Source organism: Microbacterium canaveralium, assembly GCF_047238045.1.
Taxonomy (GTDB): domain Bacteria; phylum Actinomycetota; class Actinomycetes; order Actinomycetales; family Microbacteriaceae; genus Microbacterium.
Genome location: NZ_JBDFMA010000003.1, coordinates 434,309 through 450,760 on the forward strand (window position 1 = coordinate 434,309; position 16,452 = coordinate 450,760).

Here is a 16,452-nt window from a genome sequence, read left to right on the forward strand (position 1 = left end):
AGCGGCCGGCGGCGCGACGTTCCTCCCCTTTCGGCCCGCGGGTCGTTGTGGGTGTCGTCGGCCCTGCCTAGGGTCGAAGGATGCCGGATTCTCCCCTCGAGCCCCTTGTCCTGCCGCACGATCTCGACGCGTGGCTCGCCTTCGCCGGCGACCGCCCCGCCGAGCGGTTCGCGCGCGTCGCAGCGATCGACGCCCGACTCGTCGCCGAGCCCGAGCTGTCGATGCGCGAACGCCTCGCGCTCTGGAACGAGGCCGACATCGCGCTCGCCGAGGCCGCGGCGCCCTCGCACCTGATCAGCGAATCGCATCCCGACGCCGCCGTACGCGACGCCGCGGAGAAGCAGGCGCAGGCCGTCGATGCCGTGCAGTCGCGCCGACTGCTCGACCGTGATCTGTGGAGCGTGTTCGCCGATGCCGACGCGGCGGGCCTCGAGCCCGACGAACTGCGTTTCCTCTCGCACGTGCAGCGTGACTTCCGTCGCGGCGGGGTCGACCTCGACGACGCGGCGCGAGAGCGCGTCCGCGAACTCGCCGACCGTGACACCGAGCTGTCGTTGACGTTCTCACGGAACATCCGTGAGGGCCGTCGCACGATCCGCGTGCCCTCGTCCGCGCTGGACGGACTCCCCGCCGACTTCCTCGCCGAGCACCCCGCCGACGACGAGGGGATGGTGACGCTGACGACCGAATACACCGACCTCATGCCGGTGCGCGAGTACGCGCGCGACCGCTCCGTCCGGCACGACCTGGTGGCGGCGTACAACGACCTGGCCTGGCCCGACAACGAGCCCGTGCTGGCGGAACTGCTCGCCGTGCGCGCGGAACGCGCCGCCCTGCTCGGCTACGGAGACTGGGCCGATTACGAGACCGAGACGCGCATGATCGGGTCGAGCGCCGCGGTCGCGGCCTTCCTCACGCGCATCGCCGATGCCGCCGCGCCCGCGGCCGCGGCGGAGTATGAGCGCGTCCTCGAGCGCCTGCGCCGCGACGAGCCCGACGCCCGGGCCGTGACGATCGCCGACTTCTGGTACGTCCTCGGTGCCCTCAAACGCGAGGAGTACGACGTCGACGCGCAGCTCGTGCGGTCGTACTTCCGATTCGACCGCGTGCTCGACGGGGTGCTCGCGACGACCGGGCGACTGCTCGACGTGGAATACGTCGCGATCGACGCGCCCTCGTGGCACGAGGACGTGCGCACGTACGACGTCGTCCGCGGTGGCGAGCGTCTCGGGCGCATCCACCTCGACCTGCACCCGCGCGACGGCAAGTACAGTCACGCCGCGTGCTTCGGTCTCGCGCCCGGCATCGTGGGTCGCTCGCTGCCCGAGTCGGTGTTGCTGTGCAACTTCTCGCGCGGCCTGCTCGAGCACGACGAGGTCGTCACGTTCTTCCATGAGTTCGGGCACCTCGTGCACGACATCCTCGGCGGCCACCAGCGGTGGGCGCGCTGGACCGGCGTCGCCACCGAGTGGGACTTCGTCGAGGCGCCGAGCCAGCTGCTCGAGGAGTGGGCGTGGGACGCCGAGGCGCTGGCATCCTTCGCCGTGAACGACGCCGGCGAACCGATCCCCGCCGATCTCGTCGAGCGCATGCGCACCGCCGACGCGTTCGGACGCGGGCTGGAGGTCACGCGCCAGCTCGGACACGCGACGACGTCGTATCGTCTGCACGTCGACCGCCCCACCGATCTGGCGACGGCGGTCGACGGGTACTACCGGGGCGCGAGCCCCGTCGTCCCCCTCGACGGTGCGCACTCGTACGCGGGGTTCGGCCACCTCACCGGTTACGGGGCCTGCTACTACACGTACCAGTGGAGCCTCGTGATCGCCCGCGACCTGCTGTCGGCGTTCGGCGACGACCTCTTCGACGCCGACACCGCGGCGCGGTACCGCCGAGAGATCCTCGAGCCGGGGGGCACGCGCGATGCACGTGACCTCGTCGAGGCGTTCCTCGGACGCGAGACGACGTTCGACGCCTATCGCGCCTGGCTCGCCGGCGAGTGAGACGCCGAGGGCCGTGGCATCCGGGTTCGGGATGCCGCGGCCCTCGTGGTCCGTCCGGGTCTAGCGCGTGGTCTCGCGCGCGATCGCCGCGACGAAGGCGTCGATGTCGGACTCGGTCGTGTCGAACGAGCACATCCAGCGCACTTCGCGGCGCAGCTCGTCCCAGTCGTAGAACCGGAAGCTCTCGCGCAGTCGATCGGCGACGCCCGCGGGCAGGATCGCGAAGACGCCGTTGGCCTGCGTCGGCTGGGTGAACTCCACCCCGCGGATGGAACCGTCGGCGATGCCCGCCTCCACCCCGGCACGGAGCCGCTGAGCCATCGCGTTCGAGTGCCGGGCGTTGCGAAGCCACAGGTCGTTCTCGAGCAGGGCGACGAGTTGGGCCGAGACGAAGCGCATCTTGCTCGACAGCTGCATGTCGAGCTTTCGGAGGTAGGTGAGTCCGGTGGATGCCGCCGGGTCGAGGACGACGATGGCCTCGCCGATCATCGCGCCGTTCTTGGTGCCGCCGAAGCTGAGGACATCGACGCCGGCATCGCGCGTGAAGGCCCGCAGCGGCACGTCGAGGGCGGCGGCGGCGTTCGAGATGCGGGCGCCGTCCATGTGCAGACGCATGCCGTGCGCGTGCGCGTGATCCGCGAGGGCGCGGATCTCGTCGACGGAGTACAGGGTGCCGAGCTCGGTCGACTGGGTGATCGAGACGACCAGCGGCTGCGCGCGGTGCTCGTCGCCCCACCCCCATGCCTCGCGATCGACCAGTTCGGGCGTGAGCTTGCCGTCGTCGGTCGGGACGGTGAGGAGCTTGATGCCGCCGACGCGCTCGGGGGCACCGCCCTCGTCGACGTTGATGTGTGCGGTGGACGCCGAGATGACCGCGCCCCAGCGGGGCAGCATCGACTGGAGGCCGACGACGTTCGCGCCCGTGCCGTTGAAGACGGGGTACGCCTCGACTCCCTCGCCGAGAAGATCGACGAACAGCTCCTGCAGGCGGGACGTGTAGACGTCCTCCCCGTAGGCCACCTGGTGGCCCTCGTTCGCCGAGGCGATGGCCGCCAGGACGTCGGGATGGATGCCGGAGTAGTTGTCGGACGCGAAGCCGCGGACGGCGGTGTCATGCAGGGGGGTCACCCCTCCAGCGTAGTCATCGCCGATGCCGCGGACGCCGGGGGTCTGGCCGATGTCGGAGGGGGTGACTAACGTCGGCTCCATGTCCGAGAAGCCTCCCATCCCCGCGACCGCGGCGACGCCCCTCGTCGAGCCCGCGGCCGGTCGGCGGGTCTTCCTCGGGGTCCTCGTCAACACCGCGGCCGCCAATGTCACGACGAGCTTCCTGTGGTTCGCCCTGACGTTCTGGGTGTACCTCGAAACGCGGTCGGTCCTCGCGACGGGGATCATCGGCGGCGCCTACATGCTGCTGCTGGCCGTGTTCGCGATGCTCTTCGGCACGATCGTCGACCGGCACCGGAAGCACCGCGTCATGGTGGTGTCGGGCGTCGTCACGCTCGTCGCCTTCCTCATCGCGGGCGCCCTGTGGCTCGCCTTCCCCGAGCGTGCGCTGCTCGATCTCGGTGGGCCGTGGTTCTGGATCTTCTCCGGGGTGGTGCTCGGCGGTGCCGTCATCGAGAACATGCGCAACATCGCGCTGTCGACCACGGTGACGCTGCTCGTGCCCGAGGAGCGCCGCGCCAACGCCAACGGGCTGGTCGGGACGGTGCAGGGCCTGTCCTTCGTCGTGACGAGCGTCTTCAGCGGGCTGTCGGTCGGTCAGCTCGGCATGGGATGGACGCTGGCGATCGCGATCGTCCTGACCCTCGGGGCTCTGGTGCACCTGCTGACCATCCGGATCCCCGAGGCGCGTCCGCAGTCGACGGGCGAGCGGGTGCCCGCGGTCGACGTGCGCGGGGCGGTGCGTGCCGTCCGCGCCTCGCGAGGGCTGTTCGCGCTGCTCATCTTCTCGACGTTCAACAACCTCATCGGCGGCGTGTACCTCGCGCTCATGGACCCCTACGGACTCCAGCTCTTCACGGTCGAGGTCTGGGGCCTCGTGCTCGGGGTCACCGCGACCGGCTTCATCATCGGCGGCGGTCTGGTGGCGAAGTTCGGACTCGGCCGCAATCCCATCCGGACGATGCTGCTCGTCGTGATCGGGATGGGTGTGCTCGGCGCCGTCTTCACCCTTCGGGACTGGTGGTGGCTGTACGTCCTGGGCATCTGGGTCTACATGGCGCTCATCCCCGCGGTCGAAGCCGCGGAACAGACGGTGATCCAGAAGGTCGTGCCGTTCGAGACGCAGGGGCGCGTCTTCGGTTTCGCCGCCGCATTCGAATCGGCGGCGGCGCCGATCACCGCGTTCCTCATCGCCCCGATCGCGCAGTTCGCGATCATCCCGTACATGGACGGGCCCGACGGGCGCGCCACGTGGGGGTGGCTGCTGGGCGACGGAATCGGGCGGGGCATCGCGCTGGTGTTCGTGTTCGCCGGACTCGTGATGGTCGTCGTCGGGGTCGCCGCGTTCCTGACCCGGTCGTATCGCGTCCTGTCCGCCCAGTACCAGGCGGCGCCGGACGAGTCGGCGTCCGACGCGTCCGAGCCGTCCGACGTTCCCCGACCGGCCGACGAGAACTCCTCGCTCGCGGCGCGGGCGGGTGGCATCCCGGAAACCGAGGCCTCCGCGCTCGGCGACGGCGGGAGCCGGTCACAGCCGGGCGGCTGAGAGGAATCGATCGGGCGGCCGAGGAGCCCGTGTCAGGCCCCGGCCAGCTCGATGGTCACGTCGTTGATGTCGGCGGCGGGGTCTTCCCACAGCCCGAGGAAAGCGAGGCCGAGCGCGTCCTCGAGCCCGGCCAGGCTCTTCACGCGGAAGATCACCGCCGCCGCCGATGGTTCGCGCCCGGCGTCCCGCGCCGCCTTGGCGAACCCTTGGGCGACGGCGCGCGTCCACGCCTCGGCAGCTGCTTTCGCCGCCGCGTAGTTGGCTCCGCCGGCGAGGGGCCGCGCGACCGCGGTGGACGACACGATCGCCAGGCGGCCGGCATCCGACGCCTGCAGGTCGGCGTCGAACGCGCGAGTGATGTTCCGCAGCGCCGTGAACGAGCGCAGCAGGAAGGTGAAGTCGTCATCGCTCTGTCCGGCGAGTCCTCCGCCGCCGCGCCACCCTCCGACGAGGTGCAGGATGCCGTCGACGGGTCCGTGCGCGGCGTGGATCCGGTCGCGCAGCGCGGTGACGGCATCCGGGTCGGTGAGATCGCACTGTTCCGTCACGACCCCGTCGAGCTCTTCGGCGACGGATGCCAGCCGCCCCACGTCGGAGCCGACGACGATGACCGTCGCACCCGCGTCTCGCAGGATGCGGGCGATGCTCCGCCCGGCCGCGCTCGTGCCCCCGGCCAGCAGCACCGTCCGGCCGTTCACCGCGGTGTCGGTTTCCATGCCGTGTCTCCTCCGTCGTCGGGCGCCGGTGGCCGCTGCCGCCCGCGCATCGCGGCGTACCGTCGTGCGGACATCGTGTCGGACACTCCGGCTCTGATGCCACCCCCACGGCGTGTCGGACACGATCTCCGCACGACGGCGTGACGCGGCGCGGGCCGAACCGCCGCCCGAACCAGGACCGGAGCCCGCGGCGCGGGCCGCGGGACTCAGTCGCGGCCGGTGATGCCCTCGGTCGAGGCGATCACGGGGCGCATCTTCTTCTCCAGCGCCTCGAAGAACATCGACAGGGGGAACTCGTCGTCGAGCACGGCGTCGGTGTACCCCTTGGGGAGACCGGCCAGGACGTCGTCCGACAGCCCCCGTGCCCACACCGAGGCCGGGTGCGGGGTGACGACCGACCGGACGAGGTCGTAAGCGGCGAGCCAGTGCGCCGTCTTGGGGCGGTCGATCGAGCGCCAGTACAGCTCGTCGATCGCGTCGGCGAGGGCGACCACGGCGGCGGGTACCTCGTCCCAGTCGAACGCGAGCGACGTGTCGGTCCAGTGCAGCACGCGCCGCTGGTGCAGCCACGCGAACAGCAGCTGCCCGCCGAGACCGTCGTAGTTGCGCACCCGCGAGCCGGTGATGGCGAAGCGGAAGATGCGGTCGAAGATGACGGCGTACTGCACGAGCTCGGCGTGTTCGAGCATCGCCTTCTCCGCGTCGTCGAGATCGTCGCGGGCGGACAGGCGGGCCTGCAGCGAGACGCACTCGCGGAACGCGGTGAGGTCGCACCGCAGCTCCTCGAGCGAGTACAGGAAGAACGGCATCCGCTGCTTGATCATGAACGGGTCGAACGGCAGGTCGCCGCGCATGTGCGTGCGGTCGTGGATGATGTCCCACATCACGAACGTCTGCTCGGTGAGCGACTGGTCATCGAGCATCCGGGCGGCAGCGTCCGGCAGGTCGAGCTTGGTGATCTCCGCCGCCGCCCGGGTCACGCGCCGGTAGCGGGCGGCCTCGCGGTCCTGGAAGATCGCGCCCCACGTGAAGGTCGGCACCTCGCGCATCGCGACCGTCTCGGGGAAGAGCACCGCCGAGTTGGTGTCGTACCCCGGAGTGAAGTCGACGAGGCGCAGCGAGACGAACAAGCCGTTGGTGTACTCGGTCTCGAGCCGTGCGATGAACTCGGGCCAGATGACCTCGACGAGCACCGCTTCCACGTGCCGGTCGCGCGAGCCGTTCTGCGTATACATCGGGAAGACGACCAGGTGCCGGATGCCATCGACCCGGTGCTCCTGCGGCTGGAAGGCGACGAGCGAGTCGAGGAAGTCGGGCACGCCGAAGCCGGCGTCCTTCCACCGGTCGAAGTCGGCCACGACGGCGCGCAGGTAGGCATCGTCGTGGGGGAAGAGGGGCGTGAGGGCCGCGATCGCGTCGACGATGTCGGCGACGAGTTCGGCGGCACGCGGGTGGTCCGACGACTCCGGGATCGAGCCGTCGGGGGCCTGCAGCGACTGCATTTCGACGGCGGCATCCTTCAGCAGAGCCCACGCCGGCGTGTGCTCCACAGTGGTCACGGTGTGTCCATCGAGCAGGTCGTGCGCGGGAGTTGCGAGGGTCATCGTGGCCTCCGATCGAGGGGAGCAAAAAAATTCCTGTCAAACACCGATACTAACGTAAAAATTACGGATGCCGAGAGGGGTGATGTGGTCCCGACTGCTACTCTCGGCGCATGTCCGACGGTTCTGCCCGCCGCGTGCGTCTCGACGATCCCGTCGACGCGGCCATCGTGCGCGAGATCTCCCTCGACGCGCGCGCAACCCTCGCGCACCTGTCCGAGAAGGTCGGGCTTTCGGTGTCCGCCGTGCAGTCGCGTCTGCGTCGGCTGGAGGCGCGCGGGATCGTCCGCGGCTACCGGCCCGTGCTCGACGCAGAGGCGCTCGGTCGCCCGCTCGCCGCTTTCGTCGAGATCACGCCGCTCGACCCCGCTCAGCCCGACAACGCCCCCGAGCTGATCGCTCACCTCACCGCGATCGAGGCGTGCCACTCCGTCGCCGGGGACGCCGCCTACATGCTCTTTGTGCGCGTACCGACGCCGCGCGATCTCGAGACCCTCATCCGCGACATCCGCGCCGCCGCACAGGTCAACACGCGCACGACGATCGTGCTGCAGACCTTCTTCGAGGCGCGACCCATCGAGCCGGCGGACTTCCCGGCCTGACGCGGCGCCGGCCACTCACCAACGGGGGCGCCGCCGGCTGGACGGGGCACCGCCCCCGGCGGCACGGCACCCGGATACATCCCTCGATGGATGCCGTCGGCCCCACGCGCCGCGTAGCGTGACGGGGATGCGCATCACCCTGCGTCCCCTGCTCCGATACCAGCGGACCGTCGACCTCGTCGTGGCCGGGGTGTTCGGTCTGTTCTCGATCGTGATCGAGGTGGAGCCGGGCGATGTCGGGGGCAACCTCGGGGCGTTCCTGTTCGTCGGACTCATGACGGCGGCGTTCGCCTTCCGCCGGTTGCAGCCCGGACTGGCACTTTTCCTGGCCTGGGTCGGGGCGTGCGTGCAGATGGCGTTCCTCCGTGATCCGTCGCCGACCGACGTCGTCGTGTTCGTCGTGCTCTACGTCACCGCCGCTTACGGAAGCCGCCGCGTGTTCTGGGCGGGGTTCGCTTCGGCGTTCGTGGGGGCCGGAGTGGCCTCGGCGTACGTCGTCCTCCGAGGGGTGGACGGAGTCATCAACCCCAACAGCCTCTTCGCCGTCCTCGCGGTGCTGCTGGCCTCGGGGTTCGCGTTCGTCCTCGCGTGGGTGACGGGGGCGCTGGTCCGCACGGCCCGCCGGGCCGCGGCCAACGCCGCGGCTCAGCGCGCGGCGGAGGAGGCCACGATCGCCGAGCAGGAGCGCGTCCGAATCGCGCGCGACATGCACGACGTCGTGGCACATTCGCTCGCCGTCGTGATCGCGCAGGCCGACGGCGCCCGGTACGCCGCCGCGCAGGACCCCGAGGCCGCGACGCAGGCGCTGTCGACGATCTCGACGACCGCCCGGGCGGCGCTGTCCGATGTCCGGCTGCTCCTGCAGCAGTTGCGCCACAGCCAGGCGGACGGGCCGCAGCCGACGTTGGCCGACCTCGAGGTGCTGTACGCCCAGGTCCGGGCCGCCGGGGTCGACCTGCAGGCCACGGTCGATCCGGCACCGGATGCGGAGCCGCCCGCGACCGTCCAGCTGGCGCTGTACCGCATCCTCCAGGAGGCCCTCACCAATGCCCTGCGCCACGGAGCCGACCGCCGCGTGGCGGTGCAGATCGCGTGGCATCCGGACCGTGTCGAGCTCACCGTGCGCAATCTCCGCGGCGGCGCCGCGCCGTCCACCGGCGGCCACGGCGTGATCGGCATGCGCGAGAGGGCGCAACTGGCGGGCGGAACGTTGTCGGCACAGCCCGAGGCCGACGACTTCGTCGTCCGGGCGATGCTGCCGATCGGCGCGCCCTCGTGACCGCACGGTTCGTTCATGCGCCGGTCGACCGGCAGAGTGGATGCCATCCCACCCCCGTTCCTCGGAAGGACACCGCGTCATGACCTCGTCGATCCGCGTCGTGCTCGTCGACGATCAGGCGCTGTTCCGCGCCGGGATCCGCATGGTGCTGAACTCGCAGCCCGACGTGGAGGTCGTCGGCGAGGCATCCGACGGACGTGAGGGTGTCGAGGTCGTGCGCGCGACGCGCCCCGACATCGTGCTGATGGATGTCCGGATGCCGGTGATGGACGGCCTCGCCGCGACAGCGGAGATCCTCCGCGACGCGGACGCCCCGCGCGTCGTGGTGCTGACCACGTTCGACCTCGATGAGGCGGCGGCTCGGGCGATCCAGCACGGTGCGAGCGGCTTCCTGCTGAAGGACTCCGAGCCGGAGTTCCTGCTCTCCGCGGTGCGGACGGTCCACGCCGGGTCGGCCGTGATCGCGGCGGAGGCGACGCGCGACCTCTTCGCCCACATCGCCCAGACGGGCTCGACCGACCCTCTCCCGTCCAGCTATGGCACGCTCACCGATCGCGAGCGAGAGATCTTCGCCCTCGCCGCCGCGGGCCTGAGCAATGCCGAGATCGCCGCGCGCGAGTTCCTGTCCGAGGCGACGGTCAAGACGCACGTGAGCCGCATCCTCACCAAGCTCGCGCTTCGCGATCGGGTCCAGCTCGTGGTCTTCGCCTACCGCCACGGGCTGGTCTGAGTGCCGCACGCGCCGGGACGGCGCGTGCAACTGCCGCGACGCGGGATCGGCACCAGCACAACCTCAGCGATCCGCCCACGCTCAGTGGCATCCGGCTGAACGCACGGAGGTTGTGCAGATCGCCGAGGTTGCGTGCTCTGCCGACCGGCGCGTGCCGAGCCGTGCGAGCAACGCGTTCCTCAGTCCGCCGCGCCCTCCGCGGGCTCCGGGTCGTGCGCCCACGTCGGAGCGAGGGCGCGGATGCGCGTCGCGCGCCACTGCCACATCGCCCACAGGCCCGGCCAGAGCGCCGGGGCGGCGGCCCCTCCGATCGTGAGGCGTTCGCGCCACAGCGTGCGGTTCGGGTCACCCGGCACCGCCGAGACCGCCATCTGGTGATCCCAGACGTCGAGCGCCGCGAGCGGGCCGGTCAGCGGGACGCCCCAGTCGCGGAACACCCGCACGCGGCCGTTCGCGTCGGACGTCTCACGGTCGGCGACCGAGATGAGCTGCCGCCCCACCGGGAAGACACCCGCCGCGCGCATCTGCACCGGCACGTCGTCGCCCGACGCGAACGACGTCGGAGCGTCCTCGAGCGTCTCGACGGCGAGGAGCGGACCGTAGAGCTCCGCGACCGCGCGCGGTGAGTGCAGGGCCCGCCAGGCGGCATCCGGATCGCAGTCGATCTCGAACTTCAGCAGAATGCGCATGCTCGCATTGTGTCAAGGACACCGGGGAACGCGGGCGGGTTGACGTGCCCGGTGTCGGAGGGCGGATCGTCGTAGGGTCGAAGGATGCCGAACACCCCCGACGCTCTCGCGCAGGCGAACTACCAGGTACGCCTGGAGTGGGGCGAGGAGGGACTGCGGCGACTCGCCCCGGCGGGCGTCGTCGTCGTCGTGCAGACGCTGGGGCTGTCGGCGCGGGTGCTGGCGGCCGCGGAGGACGCGCGTGCGCACGCGGCATCGTCGACCGACGCGGCCGATCGCCTCGCCCTCGCCGCCGAACGCGCGGGGGCGCACGTCGTCGTCGCCGGGATCCGCAACGCCGCCGCCGTCGCCTCGCACGTGCTCGACGTGCAGCGCTCGCGCGGCGAGCGGACGAGCATCGCCGTGATCGCGGCCGGCGATGCGGAGGGGGCGGGAGTGCGATTCGCGGTCGAAGACCTCCTGGGCGCCGGGGCCGTCGTCGCGGCGCTGGGCGACCACGGCATCGATCACGCCTCGCCGGACGCAGCGGTCGCCGGCGAGGGCTTCCGGGCGCTGCGGGGAGCCGTGCGGCATCTCCTCACCGCGAGCGGCACGGGCCGTCTGCACGCCGACGCCGGCGACCGCGACCTCGTGCTCGAAGCGGCCGAGCGCGACGCGGCATCCGTCGTCCCCGTGCTGCGCGAGGGCGTCTTCTCCGCCGCGTGACGCGGATCGCCGGTAGCGGGTACCCGGCGCATCGCGGTGTCGCCGCGCGCCGCGGGGAGCCGACGCGGCCCGGGACGCGCTGGGTTCGCCGGGGCACCACCGCGTGATGCGGGAAGTCAGCGCGGCGTCGCCGCGGCCAGCCGTGTCGCGGGCGTGATCTCGCGGTGCACCCAGGTGAGCGCGAAGCGGGGGTCGAAGTACGGCGCGCACTTGGCGCACGACGTGGGCCGCGTCGCTCGGCGGTGCCGGTACGCGACGTGGCCGGACGGACACGTGCCCACCCACGGCGCGAGTTCGTTGGCCGTCTCGCCGGCGTGCGTGGTGCCCCCGACGTAGCCGAGGTCGCGGGCCGCGCGCTTCCACACCGGTCCGTGACCCGCCGCGGCGCCGGCCAACGCGTGCGCGACCTCGTGCAACAGCGTCTGGTGATTGGTGTCGTCGTCGTAGCGGGCGGCGAGATAGCGCGAGACGCTGATGCGGCGGCGGCCGTAGTCGCAGAGACCGGCCCGGCGCTTGGCGTTGTCGAAGGCGAATGACCACGAGTCATCCAGGTGCAGGGCGATCAATGCCTCTGCCCAGACGCGCACACGCTGCAGATCGGACATGACGGGAATCGTAGAGAGGGGCTCCGACGTCAGCTCGCGACGACCGAGCGCGTGCGCCGCCGGTCGGCGGCGTCGATCGCGAGAAGGGTCGACTCGAGTTCGGCGTCACTGGCTCCGGCGTTCTGACGGAGGAACAGGGCGCGCTTGAAGTCGCGGCGGGCCGCCTCGTACTCGCCCTCGTCGTAGTGCACCTTGCCGCGGTGCTGCAGCGCGAACGCGGCGATACCGGCCCACCCCTGCCCCTCGGCCTCTTCGGCGCACGTGGTCAGCTCCTGCTCGGCGGCGGCGAACGCGCCCCGGCACTGCTGAATGGTGGCGTGCACGATGCGCGCCCGCAGCAGATCGCGGCGCGTTCCGGCCATGCGCGCGACGCGCACCGACTGCTCCGAGACCGTGAGCGCTTCGTCGAAACGGTCGAGCACCTTCAGGAGCCAGGTGCGCTCGAGCAGAGCGGGGAGGCTGCGCTGCGAGCCGATCTCCTCGAGCCGTTCCGCGCACTCGCGAGAGTCGGTGATCTCGCGCAACGTGTCGGGGTCGTACCCGTGGATATAGCTCACCCTCGCTCCTCTCGAATGGCCGATGGCATCCAGTCTGCGGTGCCCGCGGCCGTTGCTCCGCCTCGCCACACCGGCGGGTCGCGAACCCGCCCGGGCGAGCAGCTCGGCGTCCCTTGTCAGCGGTCGAAAATGGATGCCGAGGGCTTCGGTGACGGTGTCGCGTCGGCATCCGTCGCCGGGCGTGCGCCGCGGATGAACTCGTCGATCTCGGCGCCCTGGGACACCTTCGCGGGGTGCGGGCCGGCGGCCATGAGACGCGGCAGCCACTCCACGGGGAGGGGAGCGGCAGAGGCGGCGACGACGAGGTTGCCGAAGCGACGCCCCTTCAGCACCTGGACCTCGGCGAGCACGATGACCTCGGGGAGCACGTCGCGCACGGTGGCGACCTGGCGCCGCGCGAACGCCAGTCCCGGACCGTCGGACACGTTGACCAGCAGGACGCCGTCGGGCGCCAGGAGTCCGGCGGCCTCGCGGTAGAACTCGACGGTGGTCAGGTGGGCCGGGGTCTGCGCGCCCGAGTACACGTCGCTGACGAGGAGGTCGACCGCGCCGTGGAGGCCCGCGGGCAGGCGACCGAGGCCGGCGCGGGCGTCTCCGATGCGGACGCGGATCGCCGCTCCCCGCGGGAGGGGGAGGTTCTCGCGCACCAGGTCCCACAGCGCCGGTTCCAACTCGATGACCTGCTGGCGGGATCCCGGCCGTGTGGCCTCGACGTAGCGGGGGAGCGTCAGTGCGCCGGCGCCGAGGTGGACCGCGGTCAGCGGCTGTCCCGGCATCCGGAGTCGGTCGATGACCGCGCCCATGCGCGCGACGTATTCGAAGTGCAGGTGGGTGGGGTCGTCCAGGTCGACGTGGGATTGCGGTGTGCCGTCCACGACGATCTCCGACCCCGAGACGAACGTCGAAGAGGTCACCCGCGCGATCGACCCGTCGGACAGACGCGCCGTCGGTGCGTCGTCGGGTTCCACTCGCATCCGTGCCATGTGTCCACGCTAGCCCGGCGACCCCTCACGCGCGCGGAGCGCGGGGACGGGGGAGAGGCAGGGGGACGGAGGTGAGGGCGTCGGGGGTCACCAGGGAGACCGTGTCGTCGGGGAGGGGCGTCCAGCCGTCCAGGGGGATGCCGGTCGTCGCCACGAGCCGCGCCCCGGACGCGGTCCGTCGGGTGAACAGGCGATTGTAGTCCGCGCCGTGGCCGGGCGGCAGGTCGGCGACGTCCAGCCCGCGCGCGGCGAACGCGGTCAGCGGGGCCGGACGCCCCGCCGAGGAATGCACCGCGACGAGGGCGTCCGGGGTGAGCAGCAGCGCGTTCAGGCACGCGTCCGGGTAGGACGCGCGCACCGCGGCGACGGCATCCGCGATCCTCGTCGGGTCGATGGCGGTGCCGGGGCTGAGGGCGCGCCGGAGGCGTGCGAAGTAGAGCTCGCTGTCGTTGCTCCCGCGGAGGGTCGCACGCTCCTCCTCGCTGAGTTCGGCGCGCAGTCGCTCGGCCGGAGCGAGGGCTCCGTTGTGCTGGAACGCCTCGTCGCCGAACACGAAGGGCTGCGCTTCCGTCTCGCTCAGGCCCGTTCCCGCGCTGCCGAAACGCAGGTAGAGCAGGGCGGCCGTCGTCGGCATCCGGACCGCACGGGCGAGATCGTCCCGCGTGGCCGGGCGTCCGGTGGCCAGACGCGCGGCCACGCCGGACTCGGTGCGCCACCCCGCCCCCCACCCGTCGGCGTGCACCCGGGAGAGGGCGGCGAAGGATGCCAGGAGGTCCTCGCCGAGCGTGGCGGCGGCGTCGACCGGGCGGTGGCCGACGTAGGCGAGCATGCGGGACATGGCACCTCCGGGACGAGCGATCAAAGATTGGATCCACATGTAGTATGTTTGGATCCTACTCGGAGGTATCCCGTCCCCCATGAACCCGCCCCCCACCGCAGACGCCGTCACGGCCACGGCACCCGCGCCCGTCGCGGACGGACCCTCCATCGACGTCGCCGCGGAGCGAGCACGCACCGCGGGCTCGGCTCTCGCCCACCACTTCAACGCCGCCGGAGCGGCGCTCCCGACGCGCGGCGTCGTGACCGCCGTGGTCGACCATCTGCGTCTGGAGGAGCAGAAAGGCGGGTACGAGGCAGCGGCCGAGCGACGCGGGCGGATCGACGCGGTGTACGCCTCGGCGGCCGCGCTCGTGGGCGCCGCGTCGACCGAGATCGCCCTGTTCGACAGCGCGTCGACGGGCTTGCGGATCCTCCTCGACGCCCTGCGTCCGACCCGGGGGCAGCGCATCGTCGCCTCCTCCAGCACGTACGTCAGCCACGCGCTGCACCTCATGAGTCTCGCCCGCGAGCACGACATCGACCTCGTGATCGCCCCGTACGACGAGGGTCGCCGGGTCGACGTCCCCGCGCTCGAGGCGATCCTCGCCGACGGGGTACCGTCGATCGTGACGGTCGCCCACGTGCCCACCTCGTCCGGTCTCGTCGAGCCGGCCGCCGAGATCGGGGAGGTCGTGCAGCGCTACGGAGGCACCTACATCCTCGACGCCACGCAGTCGGTCGGCCACCTCTCGGTCGACGTCCGCGAGATCGGGTGCGACATGATGGTCACGACCGGCCGCAAGTTCCTCCGCGCCCCGCGGGGCACCGGGTTCGCGTACGTGCGCGATTCCCTGCTCGAGCGTCTCCTGCCGATCGCCCCGGACGTCCGCGGTGCCCAGTGGACGTCGAGCGCGAGCTGGGAGCTCGACGCCTCGGCGCGGCGATATGAGACGTGGGAAGGTCCGGTCGCCGCGAGGCTCGGACTCGGCGTCGCGCTGGACGAGACGCTGGCCCGCGGCATCCCCGAGAGCGAGGCGTGGCTCATCGACGCCGGCCGCCGTCTCCGGACCGCACTCGCCGACATCGAGGGCGTCACGGTCGCCGACCCCGCCGACAGCCGCTCGGCCATCGTCACCTTCGTGATCGACGGGGTCGGCGCGGCCGACGCCGTCGTCGAACTCGCCCGCCGCGGCGTCCGGGTCGTGTCGGTCCCCGCGACGCACGGACAGTGGGACCTCGGCGACCGCGGCGTGCCGAGCGTCGTCCGCGCCTCACCGCACGTCTACAACGACGACACCGACGTCGCCGCCCTCGTGGACGGAGTGGCCGCCATCGCCACGGGGATCACGCGATGAGCGCGGTCGTGTCGGCGGACGTCGTCGTGCTCGGACTCGGCATCCACGGGATGTCGACCGTCGCGTCGCTCGCCCGCCGCGGCGTGCGGGTGATCGGGATCGATCGCTTCACCGCCGGGCACTCCCGGGGTTCCTCGCACGGCCGGACGCGCATGATCCGCCGCGCGTACCCGAACCCGGTGTGGAATCCGCTGGTCGAGAAGGCCTTCGACGCGTGGGGCGCGCTCGAGCGGGCGTCGGGGACGACGCTGGTGCATCGCACCGGGGGGATGTACGCCCACGAGGGCGCTGCGCAGCTGCAGGGCCCGGAGTGCGTCCTGGTCGAGGACCGTGCCGAGATGGCATCCCTCATGCCGTCCTTCGCCGTGCCCGACGGATACCGCGCCGTCTACGACCCGTCGGCGGGCGTGATCGAGGCCGAGCGCGCACTGGTCGCGCTGCGCGGACTCGCCGAGGGTGCCGGGGCGGAACTCCGCGACGGCGAGCGAGTTCTCGGGTGGGATTCCACCGCGGACGGCGTCGAGGTCCGCACCGACCGGGGCGCCGTGCGCGCCGGGCGTCTCGTCATCGCGGGCGGCTCGTGGGCCGGTCGCCTGCTGCCGCAGCTGTCCGACCTTCTCGAGGTGTGGCGCATCCTCACCGTCACGGTCCGCGCGGGGCAACCCGCGGGGATCCCGGCGGCGCTCGGAGCCTTCTCGGTCGATCGCGCCGAGGGGCTCGTTTTCGGCATCCCGGATGCCGACGGCAACGGCGTCAAGCTCGGAGTGGATGCCGGAGAGGTCTGGGATCCCGAGACCCCCGTCGCCCCACCGACCCCGGCCGAGGCCGAGGCGTTGCGCGAGCTGCTCCACCGCTACGTCCCGGCTCTGGACACCGCGCCCGTCGAGCTCGCCGCGTGCCTCTACACGATGACAGCGGACAAGCGCTTCGTCATCGGTCCGCTCGCCGACAGCCCCGAGGTCATCGCCGTCTCGGCCTGCTCGGGTCACGGCTTCAAATTCGGCCCGGCGATCGGGGACGCCGTCGCGGACCTCGCCACGGGTGTCGACCGCCCCGATCTCGACTTCGTCTCGACGGCCCGCCGAGGAATCTGAC

The 16,452-nt window shown here is 71.8% G+C and carries 16 protein-coding genes; 8 read left to right on the forward strand and 8 right to left on the reverse strand.

What is annotated here, in order from left to right:
• Window positions 1–80 precede the first annotated feature (80 nt).
• Window positions 81–2,003 (forward strand): M3 family metallopeptidase, encoded by a 1,923-nt coding sequence (locus ABC271_RS03000; RefSeq protein WP_412923434.1) that lies wholly within the window; start codon window positions 81–83, stop codon window positions 2,001–2,003.
• Window positions 2,004–2,063: 60 nt separating this feature from the next.
• On the opposite strand, the gene ABC271_RS03005 is transcribed toward ABC271_RS03000, so the two are convergent.
• The gene (locus tag ABC271_RS03005) at window positions 2,064–3,131 is read right to left on the reverse strand and encodes a threonine aldolase family protein (protein ID WP_412923435.1); all 1,068 of its coding nucleotides are present in this window, start codon (window positions 3,129–3,131) and stop codon (window positions 2,064–2,066) included.
• A gap of 79 nt (window positions 3,132–3,210) precedes the next feature.
• Between ABC271_RS03005 and ABC271_RS03010 the strand changes: the two genes are divergently transcribed.
• On the forward strand, window positions 3,211–4,716 hold the full coding sequence (locus ABC271_RS03010; RefSeq protein WP_412923436.1) for an MFS transporter: 1,506 nt from the start codon (window positions 3,211–3,213) through the stop codon (window positions 4,714–4,716).
• A 32-nt stretch (window positions 4,717–4,748) separates the two neighbouring features.
• Here ABC271_RS03010 and ABC271_RS03015 read toward each other — a convergent pair whose 3' ends face one another.
• Both ABC271_RS03015 and ABC271_RS03020 read right to left on the reverse strand, forming a co-directional pair.
• Complete coding sequence (locus ABC271_RS03015; protein WP_412923438.1) at window positions 4,749–5,432, reverse strand: SDR family NAD(P)-dependent oxidoreductase; 684 nt, start codon at window positions 5,430–5,432, stop codon at window positions 4,749–4,751.
• A gap of 206 nt (window positions 5,433–5,638) precedes the next feature.
• Window positions 5,639–7,036, reverse strand: coding sequence for a DUF6421 family protein (locus ABC271_RS03020; protein ID WP_412923439.1), 1,398 nt, complete (start codon window positions 7,034–7,036; stop codon window positions 5,639–5,641).
• Between the two features lie 110 nt (window positions 7,037–7,146).
• On the opposite strand from ABC271_RS03020, the gene ABC271_RS03025 reads away from it, so the two are divergent.
• From ABC271_RS03025 to ABC271_RS03035, 3 genes are all read left to right on the forward strand, one after another.
• Window positions 7,147–7,635, forward strand: coding sequence for an Lrp/AsnC family transcriptional regulator (locus tag ABC271_RS03025; RefSeq protein WP_412923440.1), 489 nt, complete (start codon window positions 7,147–7,149; stop codon window positions 7,633–7,635).
• Window positions 7,636–7,762: 127 nt separating this feature from the next.
• Window positions 7,763–8,914, forward strand: coding sequence for a sensor histidine kinase (locus ABC271_RS03030; RefSeq protein WP_412923441.1), 1,152 nt, complete (start codon window positions 7,763–7,765; stop codon window positions 8,912–8,914).
• Between the two features lie 79 nt (window positions 8,915–8,993).
• Window positions 8,994–9,644 (forward strand): response regulator, encoded by a 651-nt coding sequence (locus ABC271_RS03035; RefSeq protein WP_412923442.1) that lies wholly within the window; start codon window positions 8,994–8,996, stop codon window positions 9,642–9,644.
• A 179-nt stretch (window positions 9,645–9,823) separates the two neighbouring features.
• On the opposite strand, the gene ABC271_RS03040 is transcribed toward ABC271_RS03035, so the two are convergent.
• Window positions 9,824–10,333 carry a hypothetical protein gene (locus ABC271_RS03040; RefSeq protein ID WP_412923443.1) on the reverse strand — a complete coding sequence of 170 codons (510 nt, stop codon included), beginning with the start codon at window positions 10,331–10,333 and terminating at the stop codon, window positions 9,824–9,826.
• 84 nt (window positions 10,334–10,417) lie between these two features.
• Here ABC271_RS03040 and ABC271_RS03045 point away from each other — a divergent pair, with 84 nt between their 5' ends.
• Window positions 10,418–11,038, forward strand: coding sequence for a 2-phosphosulfolactate phosphatase (locus ABC271_RS03045; RefSeq protein ID WP_412923444.1), 621 nt, complete (start codon window positions 10,418–10,420; stop codon window positions 11,036–11,038).
• A gap of 116 nt (window positions 11,039–11,154) precedes the next feature.
• Here the strand turns inward: ABC271_RS03045 and ABC271_RS03050 are convergent, their stop codons facing one another.
• The 4 genes from ABC271_RS03050 to ABC271_RS03065 all read right to left on the reverse strand — a co-directional run bounded on the left by ABC271_RS03050 (window position 11,155) and on the right by ABC271_RS03065 (window position 14,021).
• Complete coding sequence (locus tag ABC271_RS03050) at window positions 11,155–11,643, reverse strand: SprT-like domain-containing protein (RefSeq protein ID WP_412923445.1); 489 nt, start codon at window positions 11,641–11,643, stop codon at window positions 11,155–11,157.
• A 29-nt stretch (window positions 11,644–11,672) separates the two neighbouring features.
• The gene (locus tag ABC271_RS03055) at window positions 11,673–12,200 is read right to left on the reverse strand and encodes a tetratricopeptide repeat protein (RefSeq protein WP_412923446.1); all 528 of its coding nucleotides are present in this window, start codon (window positions 12,198–12,200) and stop codon (window positions 11,673–11,675) included.
• A 116-nt stretch (window positions 12,201–12,316) separates the two neighbouring features.
• The gene (locus ABC271_RS03060) at window positions 12,317–13,183 is read right to left on the reverse strand and encodes a spermidine synthase (RefSeq protein WP_412923447.1); all 867 of its coding nucleotides are present in this window, start codon (window positions 13,181–13,183) and stop codon (window positions 12,317–12,319) included.
• A 25-nt stretch (window positions 13,184–13,208) separates the two neighbouring features.
• Complete coding sequence (locus ABC271_RS03065; protein ID WP_412923448.1) at window positions 13,209–14,021, reverse strand: class II glutamine amidotransferase; 813 nt, start codon at window positions 14,019–14,021, stop codon at window positions 13,209–13,211.
• Between the two features lie 79 nt (window positions 14,022–14,100).
• On the opposite strand from ABC271_RS03065, the gene ABC271_RS03070 reads away from it, so the two are divergent.
• Both ABC271_RS03070 and solA read left to right on the forward strand, forming a co-directional pair.
• The gene (locus ABC271_RS03070) at window positions 14,101–15,357 is read left to right on the forward strand and encodes an aminotransferase class V-fold PLP-dependent enzyme (protein WP_412923449.1); all 1,257 of its coding nucleotides are present in this window, start codon (window positions 14,101–14,103) and stop codon (window positions 15,355–15,357) included.
• Window positions 15,354–16,451, forward strand: a complete 1,098-nt coding sequence (solA, locus tag ABC271_RS03075) for an N-methyl-L-tryptophan oxidase (protein WP_412923450.1) — start codon at window positions 15,354–15,356, stop codon at window positions 16,449–16,451. Before ABC271_RS03070 ends, solA begins: the two co-directional genes overlap by 4 nt.
• Window position 16,452 lies beyond the last annotated feature (1 nt).